Annotated in this window: 11 protein-coding genes and 1 riboswitch; of the genes, 6 read left to right on the forward strand and 5 right to left on the reverse strand. The window is 60.7% G+C overall.

Features of this window, described 5'->3' with window-relative positions; translation table 11 throughout:
• Positions 1–118 precede the first annotated feature (118 nt).
• Both ligB and ELQ88_RS32825 read left to right on the forward strand, forming a co-directional pair.
• The gene (gene ligB, locus ELQ88_RS32820) at positions 119–1,798 is read left to right on the forward strand and encodes an NAD-dependent DNA ligase LigB (RefSeq protein ID WP_128874088.1); all 1,680 of its coding nucleotides are present in this window, start codon (positions 119–121) and stop codon (positions 1,796–1,798) included.
• 97 nt (positions 1,799–1,895) lie between these two features.
• The gene (locus ELQ88_RS32825; protein ID WP_128874089.1) at positions 1,896–2,291 is read left to right on the forward strand and encodes a DUF1090 domain-containing protein; all 396 of its coding nucleotides are present in this window, start codon (positions 1,896–1,898) and stop codon (positions 2,289–2,291) included.
• Between the two features lie 199 nt (positions 2,292–2,490).
• Here the strand turns inward: ELQ88_RS32825 and ELQ88_RS32830 are convergent, their stop codons facing one another.
• Positions 2,491–2,940: a cytochrome c gene (locus ELQ88_RS32830; protein WP_128874090.1), complete on the reverse strand. Its 450-nt coding sequence runs from the start codon at positions 2,938–2,940 to the stop codon at positions 2,491–2,493.
• Positions 2,941–3,068: 128 nt separating this feature from the next.
• Here ELQ88_RS32830 and ELQ88_RS32835 point away from each other — a divergent pair, with 128 nt between their 5' ends.
• On the forward strand, positions 3,069–4,241 hold the full coding sequence (locus ELQ88_RS32835; protein ID WP_128874091.1) for an MltA domain-containing protein: 1,173 nt from the start codon (positions 3,069–3,071) through the stop codon (positions 4,239–4,241).
• Positions 4,242–4,357: 116 nt separating this feature from the next.
• On the opposite strand, the gene ELQ88_RS32840 is transcribed toward ELQ88_RS32835, so the two are convergent.
• Together ELQ88_RS32840 and ELQ88_RS32845 are read right to left on the reverse strand one after the other, a co-directional pair.
• Entirely contained in the window at positions 4,358–4,741 is a 384-nt protein-coding gene (locus ELQ88_RS32840; protein ID WP_128874092.1) for an MAPEG family protein, read from the reverse strand.
• 56 nt (positions 4,742–4,797) lie between these two features.
• Positions 4,798–5,631 (reverse strand): EamA family transporter, encoded by an 834-nt coding sequence (locus ELQ88_RS32845; protein ID WP_128874093.1) that lies wholly within the window; start codon positions 5,629–5,631, stop codon positions 4,798–4,800.
• Positions 5,632–5,949: 318 nt separating this feature from the next.
• Here ELQ88_RS32845 and ELQ88_RS32850 point away from each other — a divergent pair, with 318 nt between their 5' ends.
• Together ELQ88_RS32850 and ELQ88_RS32855 are read left to right on the forward strand one after the other, a co-directional pair.
• Positions 5,950–7,119 carry an MFS transporter gene (locus ELQ88_RS32850; RefSeq protein WP_138969376.1) on the forward strand — a complete coding sequence of 390 codons (1,170 nt, stop codon included), beginning with the start codon at positions 5,950–5,952 and terminating at the stop codon, positions 7,117–7,119.
• Positions 7,120–7,308: 189 nt separating this feature from the next.
• The gene (locus ELQ88_RS32855) at positions 7,309–8,574 is read left to right on the forward strand and encodes a sodium:proton antiporter (RefSeq protein WP_138969377.1); all 1,266 of its coding nucleotides are present in this window, start codon (positions 7,309–7,311) and stop codon (positions 8,572–8,574) included.
• On the opposite strand, the gene ELQ88_RS32860 is transcribed toward ELQ88_RS32855, so the two are convergent.
• On the reverse strand, positions 8,575–9,468 hold the full coding sequence (locus ELQ88_RS32860; protein ID WP_128874096.1) for a formate/nitrite transporter family protein: 894 nt from the start codon (positions 9,466–9,468) through the stop codon (positions 8,575–8,577).
• A 256-nt stretch (positions 9,469–9,724) separates the two neighbouring features.
• Positions 9,725–10,129, reverse strand: a complete 405-nt coding sequence (locus tag ELQ88_RS32865; RefSeq protein WP_138969378.1) for a hotdog domain-containing protein — start codon at positions 10,127–10,129, stop codon at positions 9,725–9,727.
• A gap of 198 nt (positions 10,130–10,327) precedes the next feature.
• Positions 10,328–10,426: riboswitch (S-adenosyl-L-homocysteine riboswitch) on the forward strand.
• A gap of 23 nt (positions 10,427–10,449) precedes the next feature.
• On the opposite strand from ELQ88_RS32865, the gene ahcY reads away from it, so the two are divergent.
• Positions 10,450–11,859, forward strand: coding sequence for an adenosylhomocysteinase (gene ahcY, locus ELQ88_RS32870; RefSeq protein WP_128870677.1), 1,410 nt, complete (start codon positions 10,450–10,452; stop codon positions 11,857–11,859).
• The last annotated feature ends 40 nt before the right edge of the window (positions 11,860–11,899 follow it).

Raw genomic sequence — 11,899 nt, forward strand, 5'->3', positions numbered from 1 at the left:
GCTTGCTCGCGAAGAGGCCAGCCCGATCACCACAGAAACACCAGGCAAAACACCCACCCTGCTCGCCAGACAATATTGACTAACCTTCGAGCATCCCCAACGAGCAAGGACGCTCTCGATGCTCCCCGACCTGCGTGCATTACTCGGTTTCGTACTGAGCTTTCTCTGTCTGACCACCCACGCCACCGAATGCCCGGATTGGCCGCCGACTCGCGCCCAGGCCGAAATCAGCGCACTGCAAAAACAGATCGACCTCTGGGACGACAGCTATCATCGCGACGGTCGCTCATTGGTCGCCGACGAACTCTACGACCAGGCCCGTGTTCGACTGGACGAATGGCGAGAATGCTTCGCCGCCGGCTCCTCCCCCGAACCGTTGCGCACGGCAGGTGGCCCCGTTGCTCACCCCATCGCCCAGACCGGCCTGGGGAAACTGCATGACAGTCGCGCCGTCGAAGCCTGGCTGCAAGGTCGCAACGATGTCTGGATTCAGCCCAAGGTCGACGGTGTGGCGGTGACACTGATCTACCGCAAAGGCCTGCTGGCCCAGGCGATCAGTCGCGGCGACGGACTCACTGGCCAGGACTGGACCACCCCGGCACGCCAGATTGCCGGCATCCCCCAGCAATTGACACAACCACTGGATCTGCTGGTGCAAGGCGAACTCTATTTGCGCGTGACCGACCACGTACAAGCGCAGGCTGGCAGCCTCAGTGCCCGCGGCACCGTGGCCGGCCTGATGGCCCGCAAGGTACTGAGTGCCGAGCACGCTGCCGGGGTCGGCCTGTTTGTCTGGGACTGGCCCCAAGGGCCGGCCAGTTTGACCGCACGCACGGCAGCACTGGATGAATTGGGGTTCTCGAGCACTGCGCCCTACAGTCAACCGATCAAGACATTCGCCGATGCTGAACGCTGGCGCGATCACTGGTACCGCTCCCCCCTGCCCTTTGCCAGCGATGGCATCGTCCTGCGCCAGGAGCAACGTCCACCCGCCGAACGCTGGCAGGCCAAGGCACCTTACTGGATCGTTGCCTGGAAATACCCCTTTGCCCAGGCGCTGGCCGAGGTGCGCAGGGTCGACTTCAAGATCGGCCGGACCGGGCGCATCACGCCGGTGCTGGAACTGACGCCGCTGAGGCTCGATGACCGGCAGGTCAAGCGAGTCAGTGTGAGCTCTCTGCAACGCTGGGAAGCAATGGACATCCGGCCAGGCGATCAGGTCGCCATCAGCCTGGCGGGCCTGACCATTCCCAGGCTCGATGGTGTGGTCCTGCGCAGCACCGAACGCACTGAGTTGAAGGTGCCGCTGGCAGCGGACTTTCATCCGCTCAGTTGTTGGCAGCCGACTCCGGGGTGCGAAAGTCAATTTCTTGCACGCCTGGCCTGGCTCAGTGGCAACCAGGGGCTGGCCTTGCCCCATGTCGGTACGGGCACTTGGGAGAAACTTCTCGAAACAGGCCACCTGAACGGACTGCTGGATTGGTTAACCCTCGATGCCCAAGAGCTTGCTAACATTGACGGCTTCGGCGAGCGCAGCAGTGCGCGCCTGTTGAACAGTTTCAGCATCGCCCGGCAACGACCGTTCGTGCGCTGGCTCAAAGCCCTGGGCATGCCGCCGACCGGCCAGGCACGCCTCGCCGACTCATGGCAGGTACTGGCGCAACGCAACACCGAACAATGGCAGGCCGAAACCGGTATCGGTCCGGGACGCGCGGCGCAATTGAGCGCATTTTTCCGCGATCCGCAGGTCCTGGCCTTGAGTGAAACATTACGTGTGGCGGGGATTGACGGGTTCTAGCGGCCGTTGATGCCCGCCACACCTGGAACCCAATGGTGTCGGCGGGCTCAAACATCCCATCGCCACATCGACCCGATTGCCTTCACATGGAGCTTTTATGAAATTTCTTTCACCCCTCGCCCTGTTGACCCTATGCAGTGTGATGGCCGCTCCGCTGATGGCCGCCGAAGAAGCTCCGGGCCTGACCGGGTGCGCCGCCAAGAAACAGGGCATCATCAACCAGATCGAACTGGCCAAGTCTCGCGGCAACGCCGATCAACAGGCTGGCCTTGAAACGGCCCTGAGCGAAGTCACCGCCCATTGCACCGAGGCATCCCTGAAGAAAGAGCGGGAGAACAAAGTGCTCGACGCCAAGCACGAAGTGAGCAAGCGCCAGGCCGACCTCGACAAGGCGATGAAGAAGGGCGATGCCGAGAAAATCAACAAGCGCAAAGACAAACTCGCCGAGTCCCGCAAGGAACTGCAGGAAGCGCTCGACGAACTGGACAAGTGACCCTGTCGGCGCCGGGCTTGCCCCGTAGGAGCTGGCTTGCCAGCGAAGGCGGCCTTGAGCCTTGCAGCGCCTATGTAAACGCCTTCGCGGGCAAGCCGGATCGCCGCACCGCAGCTCCTACAGTTGACCGCATTCTCTGTGGGAGCGGCGGTGCGGCGATCCGACTTGCCAGCGATTACGTCAGTTAGAGCACCGCAACTCAGTGATCCCGAAATTCTTTATGGCAAGCACTGCAGGCATCTTCGACTTTCTGCACGGCCGGTCCCAGGTTACTGGCCTTGTAGGGCTGGACCTTGCTGGCAATCACCAGGTCACCGGTGGCGGCTTCAAGGCTGCGGGCCAATTCCTGGAAGCGTGCCTGCTGCTGCCAGACATCGTCCTTGGCGCTGGTGTGATCTTCTTCGCGCACCTGCGGAAAATGTTTCCACGGCTCGCGGGACAGCGCATCAAGTTTCACCGCCCCGTCAGCGAATCGCCCGCCGTCGAACGCAATACGGCCACGCAACATGCCGCCAAGGTCTTCACTGGTCTTGAGCATTTGCTTGAAGATCGCCTTGCGCTGGCCCAGCGGCGAGTTGGGGTCCACACCGCCGCACGCGGACAAGGTCAGACAGGCCAGCAATACAATGGAAAGTCTTTTGAAAGTCATGGTGGCTTCAGGTCACTGGAAACGGCCGCCAGTATCCCCGTGTCACCCGCAAACACCAATAGCCCTATTATCAATACGGGTTGCATGAGCGCAGCGAGCACTCGGGCAACCGGCAAAGGAATTACTTCATGAACAGCCGTTACAAGGCATGGCGTCACAGCCTGGCCTGGACCCTTCCAATGATTGCCGTGCTGGCGGGCTGCACCGGCGGCGAACCCGACAAACCGAAAACCCACGCCCTGGCGACCTACTCCAGCGCCACCTGGGAAGCGCTTCCCGTGGTGTCCGACACTGACCTGGTGGCCGGCTTCGGTTCGTGGCGCAGCGCATGTACCCGACTCAAGGCCGACCCGGTCTGGGGTTCGACCTGCGCCGCTGCCGCCAACGTGCCACAAACCGCCGGCGAGATTCGCGGGTTCCTCAAGCAGAACCTGGATGTCTATGGCCTGCGTGCGGCCAATGACAACCCCAACGGCCTGATCACCGGCTACTACGAACCGGTCTATCCAGGCAGCCTGACCCAGACCGACGTGGCGAATATCCCGGTGTACGGCGTACCCGAAGACATGATCATCGTCTCCCTGGACAGCCTCTACCCGGAACTGAAGGGTAAACGCCTGCGCGGCCGGCTCGAAGGACGCGTGCTCAAGCCCTACGACGATGCGGCCACGATCGAGACCAACGGGGTCAAGGCACCGGTCGTCGCCTGGCTGACTGACCCGATGAACCTGCAATTCCTGCAGATCCAGGGTTCGGGACGCATCCAGCTCGACAGTGGCCGGCAGTTGCGCATTGCGTATGCCGACCAGAATGGTCATCCCTATCGGCCCATCGGCCGTTGGCTGGTCGAACAGGGCGAGCTGAAGAAAGAAGACGTGACCATGGGCGCCATCAGCACCTGGGCCAAGGCCAACCCGACGCGCATTCCCGAACTGCTCGCCAGCAACCCCAGCTACGTGTTCTTCACCCGCAACCCGGACAGCAATGAAGGGCCTCGCGGCTCGCTGAACGTACCGCTGACCGCCGGCTACAGTGCGGCAGTGGATCGTAAAGTGATTCCGTTGGGCAGTCTGTTGTGGTTATCGACCACCAAACCGGACGGTTCGGCACTGGTTCGTCCGGTGGCGGCTCAGGACACCGGCGGCGCGATCGCGGGTGAAGTCCGGGCGGACCTGTTCTGGGGCACCGGCGAGGCGGCCGGGCAGCTGGCGGGCGACATGAAACAGCAGGGGCAGATCTGGATGCTGTGGCCCAAAGGCGCGGCACTACCGCAAGTGCCGCAGGTTGCCGACAAGCTTTAAAAGCAAAGATCGCAGCCTTCGGCAACGCCTACACTTGAACGCATTCACCGCTATATCGCGGATGGATTACGGCATCTGCAGGCGCTGCCGCAGGCTGCGGTCTTTTGATCTTGCCTCTAAGCCGACACCACAAACAAACTGACGATCAACCCCATCCCCACAAACCACACCAACGATCGCAAAATCGCCCAGTCCGCCAGGTAGCAAATGATGTACAGCAGCCGGCTGGTGATGAACAACACAGCCAGCACATCGATCGTCACCAGTTCGGCATTTTCGGCCAGGTACGCCACGATCACGGCCGCGGCGAACGCCGGGGTCACTTCAAAACCGTTCAGTTGCGCCGCATGGGCACGCCGGCCCAATCCGTTTAGCGACTCGAGAAAATCCCGGGGATCATGGTTGTCGTTCAACCCGAACCCGCCACTGATCTTGGCCACGCCCGTGCACAGGTAAGGCAGGAAAATCGCGATCAAAATGCACCAAAAAGCAACCGTCATAAAGCCATCCCTTCTTCAAGTTTCGTGCGTCGATGTTTTCGTCGACAGTGAACCAGTCAAAACTTCATCACCAGCATGCCGATCAATACCAGCCCACAGGCTAAGAGCCGCGGCCCGCCGAAAGGTTCTTTCAGGTAACGCATGCCGAACAGCACCACCAGAATCACACTGATCTCGCGCAATGCCGCCGCTTCGGCAATCGAGCCCAGCTGCATCGCCCACAGCACCAGAGCGTAGCTGAACAACACGCAAAACCCGACCGACAGCCCCAGTCGCCACTGTTCCCGCCAGAACAACATGAACGCCGGCCGCTTGCGCACCAACGCCAGCAATGGGAATGGCCAGGCGCTGAGTAACGTCACCCAGACCAGGTAGTCCAGTGGATGGGACCAGCGCCGCAACGCCTGGCCATCGATGAAGGTGTAGCAGCCGATGCACAGGCCGATCAACGCCACCACCGGCAGCATCGACCACGGCAGCCGTGCGCCGCCACCCCCCTGCCATAGCAGACAAAGCATGCCGAGCGGGATCAGCAGGATTCCGAAAATCTGCTGGTTCGTCAGCACTTCGCCGGCAAAGATCAGCGTCAGCGCCAGCACCACCAAGGGCGACAAACCACGCATCAACGGATAAACCAGCCCGAGATCGCCCACCCGATAAGCCTGGATCAGCAAGTAGCGATAGAGCAGTTCGAACGCCGCCGATGCCAGGATCCACGGCCAGAGCTCCATGGGTGGCAACGCTACGAACGGCAGCATCACCGCGACGAAGAGCATCGCCACACTGTCCATGCAGGCGACCACCAGCAGGCGTTCAGCACTGAATTTGATCAGGGTATTCCACGCCGCATGCAACAGTGCCGCCACTAACACCAAAGCCGTTGCTAGCACGGCACACTCCTTTTGTTGTCTCCGCCCCTCCTGTAGGAGCTGGCTTGCCAGCGAAAAAACGCCAGGACACCGCGTTTAAGCAGAAAAACACGCGTTATCGTTGACGACCTTCGCTGGCAAGCCAGCTCCTACAGGGTCCCGGTAGAGAATTGATTCGCCATATGTCCGCAGCTGTTTATACTGCAAGCGACCACGCCGCACTCAGTTGCGCACAGACTAATTCCAATAATTCCTGCCACCGCCCGCTCTCGTCGAGAACGGTCATCGGCATGCGTATGCCTGATCAAAGCGTCAAGACTACCGACAGAGACCTTGCGCATGCCACTCGCCTTGCTTGCCCTCGCTGTTGCCGCGTTCGGCATCGGCACCACTGAATTCGTCATCATGGGCTTGCTGCCCGACGTCGCCCGGGACCTTGCCGTGAGCATTCCCCACGCCGGCCTGCTGATCACCGGCTATGCCCTGGGCGTGGTGTTCGGCGCACCGATCCTCGCGGTCGGTACCGCCAATATGCCGCGCAAAGCGACGCTGCTGGGCATGACGCTGATGTTCATCCTGGGCAATATCCTCTGCGCCCTGGCCCCGAACTATGCCACGCTGATGGCCGCGCGCGTAATCACTGCGCTGTGCCATGGCGCCTTCTTCGGCATCGGCTCGGTCGTTGCGGCGGGGCTGGTGGCACCGAACAAACGCGCCCAGGCGATCGCCATGATGTTTACCGGCCTGACCCTGGCCAACGTGCTCGGCGTGCCCTTGGGCACCGCGCTCGGACAATACGCCGGCTGGCGTTCGACCTTCTGGGCAGTGTCGGTGATCGGCGTGATTGCGGCGATCGCACAGTGGGCCTGGCTGCCGAAAGACATCACGATGGACAAGGCCAACCTGGCCAGTGAGTTCAAAGTGCTGGGCAAGGTCAATGTGTTGCTGGCGCTGGGCATGAGTGTGCTGGCGTCGACCAGCCTGTTCAGCGTGTTTACTTATATCGCCCCCATTCTTCAGGACATCACCGGCGTCAGCCCTCACGGGGTGACGATCATGCTGCTGTTGTTCGGGGTCGGTCTGACGGCGGGCAGCATGCTCGGTGGGCGGCTGGCGGACAGTCGCTTGCTGCCATCACTGGTGGGTATGGCGCTGGCGGTAGTCGTGGTCCTGGCGGCTTTCACCCAGACCAGCCATTCAGTCATTCCTGCGGCGATCACGCTGGTGTTGTGGGGGATTTTCGCGTTTGCGCTGTGCCCGATCCTGCAACTGCTGATCATCGACCAGGCGCATGAGGCGCCGAATCTTGGATCGACGCTGAATCAGAGTGCATTCAATCTGGGTAATGCGGCTGGCGCATGGATTGGCGGGCTGGTGGTGGCCAGCGGTGCGGATCTGGCGGACTTGGCGTGGACCGGCGCGCTGGTCAGTGGGTTGACGGTGCTGACGGCGCTTTTCTTTATCTATCTGCAACGTCGCGGTGTCGCTGCGGTCAATGTGTCCGGCTGATGGTGCGTCGCCAGTGACATTGCTTTCGCGGGCAAGTCGGATCGCCGCACCGCTCGCTCCTACGGTTTTGGGGTCGGTCATACATTACGTGTTCGACGCTAACCCTATAGGAGCGAGGCTTGCCCGCGAAGAAGCTCACACGGTGCAACTGCCAAAAAAACCAATCCACCTCCCATCCAAGGACCCCGGATGCTTGAACTCGTCGCTGCGTTTATCTGCCTCACCACACTGCTCACCTACGTGAATTTCCGCTTCATCGGCCTGCCCCCGACCATCGGCGTCATGGTCACGGCGCTGATGTTCTCCCTGCTGCTGCAAGGCCTGAGCTTTATCGGCTATCCGGGCCTGGAGGAACGAGTGCAACAGTTGATCGGCCAGATCGACTTCGGCGATCTGCTGATGAACTGGATGCTGTCATTCCTGCTGTTCGCCGGCGCCCTGCACGTCAACCTGAATGACCTGCGCAGCTACCGCTGGCCGATCGGCCTGCTGGCGACGTTCGGTGTGTTGATTGCCACCGCCGTGATCGGCAGCCTGGCGTATTACATTTTTGCCCTGTTCGGCTGGCACGTCAGCTTTCTCTATTGCCTGTTGTTCGGTGCGCTGATTTCCCCCACCGATCCGATCGCGGTGCTCGGTGTGCTACGGACCGCCAATGCGTCCAAGCCACTGAAAACCACCATCGTCGGCGAGTCGCTATTCAACGATGGCACCGCCGTCGTGGTGTTCACCGTGCTGCTCGGTATCGCACAACTGGGCGAAACCCCGACCCTGGGCGCCACCGCCATGTTGTTCGCCCACGAGGCGCTGGGCGGCGTGCTGTTCGGCGGGCTGATCGGTTATCTGGTGTACCTGATGATCAAGAGCATCGAGCAGCACCAGATCGAGGTCATGCTGACCCTGGCGCTGGTGATCGGTGGCTCGGCCATGGCTTCGGAGCTGCACGTTTCGGCACCGATCGCGATGGTCGTCGCCGGCCTGATCATCGGTAACCTGGGCCGCAACCTGGCGATGAACGACATGACCCGCAAGTACCTGGACGGTTTCTGGGAGCTGCTCGACGACATGCTCAACGCGCTGCTGTTCGCCCTGATCGGTTTGGAGCTGTTGCTGCTGCCGTTCAACTGGCTGCACGTGCTGGCGGCGAGTTTGCTCGCGTTGGCGATTCTGCTGTCGCGCCTGCTGACCGTGGCGCCGGCCATCGTCTTGCTGCGACGCTGGCGCACCGTGCCGCGCGGAACGATCCGGATCCTGACCTGGGGTGGTTTGCGTGGCGGTGTTTCGGTGGCGCTGGCCCTGGCCCTGCCGCTGGGTCCTGAGCGCGATTTGCTGCTGAGCATCACTTACATCGTGGTGCTGTCGTCGATCCTGTTGCAGGGCTTGAGCATCGGCAAGCTGGTCAAACATGTCACCCGTGATGAGCCTGCGCCAGAGGCACAGGCCGGGCATCACTGATTACTTCCTGCTCTTCTGCGGGTCAGGGTCAGGGTCCTGGCCTTGATCTGCAGATTCCTTCGGCGGCCCGCTTTCACTGCGGATCTGCGCGTGGCTGATCAGCGCGAAGATAAAGCTGCCGCCGATGATATTGCCCGCCAATGTCGGCCCGGCGAATATCAGCCAGAAATCCTTCCACGGCAACTCGCCGGCAAACACCAGATACGACACCTCGGCCGAACCGACCACGATGTGGGTGAAGTCGCCCAGCGCCATCAGGTAGGTGATGAGGATGATGATCCACATCTTGGCGCTCTCCATGGACGGAATCATCCAGACCATGGTCGCGATCATCCAGCCTGACACGATGCCCTTGGCGAACATCTGGCTGGCGTCGTTTTCCATGATCTTGCGGCCGATATCGAGGAAGGCCAGGTCGGTCTTGCTGTCGAAAATCGGCAGGTGCAGCATCACATACGCCACCAGTATCGTGCCGCACAGGTTGCCCACCAGCACCACCGACCACAGACGCAGCAATCGCCCGAAATTGTTCAATGAGGGTTTGGTCATGACCGGCAGCACAGCCGTCAGGGTGTTCTCGGTGAACAATTGCTGACGAGCGAGAATCACCGCCAGGAAGCCCGCGCAGTAACCGAAACTGGCAATCACCTTGAAGCCTTCGCCGTCCGGCAGGCGGGAGTTGAGCAAGCCCATGGCCATCAGTGACAGCCCCATGGTCAGGCCGGCAGCCAGGGCCGACCACCACAAGGCGGCGACACTGCGCTCGAGCTCCAGGTCGCCCTGGGTGCGGATGATTTCGTGCAGTACCGCGGCGCGCGGTGGCTGGCTCTTGTCGACTTCCTTCTTCTCTTGCGCCGACAGGTTCGGGGTCTTGCCGTCTTTTTGCGTGTCCATATAGCTCCGGAACCGGTGGCGTGTCATGTAGATACGACACGCGGGGGGCGGAGCTGTTCACTGCTCGTATAAACAAACCGGCTGTAGGAGCCGGCTTGCTGGCGAAGGGGGCGACTCGGTTTTTGGGATTCTTAGGGTTCTGGGGTTTCTGGGGTTTCTGGGGTTTCTGGGGTTTCTGGGGTTTCTGGGGTTTCTGGGGTTTCTGTAGTGATGCTGAGGGCGCCTTCGCTGGCAAGCCAGCTCCTACGGACTCGCATTACTCGTCCTTGTCCATGTCCCTGAACTGATCTTTAACGTACTTGATCTCGGTCTGGCCGTGGGGTGCGGGCAAGCCGTCTTCGCCCAGGTTGACGAAGACAATCTTGTCCACCGTCAGGATGCTTTTGCGGGTGATCTTGTTCCGCACTTCGCATTTGAGGGTGATCGAGGTGCGACCGAACTCGGTGGCGGTGATGCCCAGCTCGATGATGTCGCCCTGGCGCGAGGCGCTGACGAAGTTGATTTCGGAAATGTACTTGGTGACCACGCGCTGATTGCCCAGCTGGACGATCGCGTAGATCGCCGCTTCTTCGTCGAGCCAGCGCAACAGGCTGCCGCCGAACAGCGTGCCATTGGGGTTGAGGTCTTCGGGTTTTACCCATTTGCGGGTGTGGAAATTCATATTCACTCCTGAGCGTCTTGCCGAATGATGCTGGACATCATGGCAGAGCCCGACCTGGAGCTCTATTAAGCTTCAACTATGGTCTCGATTACCGTTCAGACATTGATCAACAGAAACACTTTGGAAGTATCGCTCACACGGCTATAATCGCCACCGTTTCAAAACGGTAACGTTCCATTGATACCGTTTTCCCGCCACCTGTCCGAGGGGCGCTGCAGCAGGTTCGACCTGTCAGGCTCGGATGGGGCGTTGCCTGGCCACGGCCAGACACTAAACGCACAACGGCGCCCATTCGCATACATTACGAATGGAGGCTCATCATGAGCGCTGTTATCACGCCTGCAGATTTTAACGATTACAAAGTCGCCGACATGTCCCTGGCGGCCTGGGGTCGTCGCGAAACCATCATCGCCGAATCCGAAATGCCAGCCCTGATGGGTCTGCGCCGCAAGTACGCCGGTGAGCAGCCGCTCAAAGGCGCGAAGATTCTCGGCTGCATCCACATGACCATTCAGACTGCCGTGCTGATCGAAACCCTGGTTGCCCTGGGTGCCGAAGTGCGTTGGTCGTCCTGCAACATTTTCTCGACTCAAGACCAGGCCGCTGCCGCTATCGCCGCTGCCGGTATCGCGGTTTATGCCTGGAAAGGCGAAACCGAAGAAGAGTACGAGTGGTGCCTGGAGCAAACCATCCTGAAAGATGGCGCGCCATGGGATGCCAACATGATCCTCGACGACGGCGGCGACCTGACCGAGCTGCTGCACAAGAAATACCCGGCGATCCTGGACCGCGTCCACGGCGTGACCGAAGAAACCACCACCGGCGTTCACCGCCTGCTGGACATGCTGGCCAAGGGCGAGCTGAAAATCCCGGCCATCAACGTCAACGACTCGGTGACCAAGAGCAAGAACGACAACAAGTACGGCTGCCGTCACAGCCTGAACGACGCGATCAAGCGCGGTACCGACCACCTGTTGTCCGGCAAGCAAGCGCTGGTCATCGGTTACGGTGACGTGGGCAAGGGCTCCGCTCAGTCCCTGCGTCAGGAAGGCATGATCGTCAAGGTCTCCGAAGTCGACCCGATCTGTGCCATGCAAGCCTGCATGGACGGTTACGAGCTGGTTTCGCCGTTCATCGACGGCATCAACAACGGCACCGAAGAAAGCATCGACAAAGCGCTGCTGGGCAAGATCGACCTGATCGTGACCACCACCGGCAACGTCAATGTTTGCGACTCGAACATGCTCAAAGCCCTGAAGAAGCGCGCCGTTGTCTGCAATATCGGCCACTTCGACAACGAAATCGACACCGCTTTCATGCGCAAGAACTGGGCATGGGAAGAAGTGAAGCCACAGGTTCACAAGATCCACCGTACCGGTCCTGGCGCATTCGATGCCCAGAACGACGACTACCTGATCCTGCTGGCCGAAGGCCGTCTGGTTAACCTGGGTAACGCTACCGGCCACCCAAGCCGCATCATGGACGGTTCGTTCGCCAACCAGGTGCTGGCACAGATCTTCCTGTTCGGCCAGAAGTACGCCGACCTGTCGCCAGCCCAGAAAGCCGAGCGCCTGACTGTTGAAGTACTGCCGAAGAAGCTCGACGAAGAAGTGGCCCTGGAAATGGTCCGCGGTTTCGGCGGCGTCGTGACTCAATTGACCAAGACCCAGGCCGACTACATCGGTGTGACGGTCGAAGGCCCGTTCAAGCCGCACGCTTACCGTTACTGATAGGTCGGCTCTACTGTGGGAGCGAGCTTGCTCGCGATGG

It is taken from the genome of Pseudomonas sp. MPC6 (genome assembly GCF_006094435.1).
Taxonomy (GTDB): domain Bacteria; phylum Pseudomonadota; class Gammaproteobacteria; order Pseudomonadales; family Pseudomonadaceae; genus Aquipseudomonas.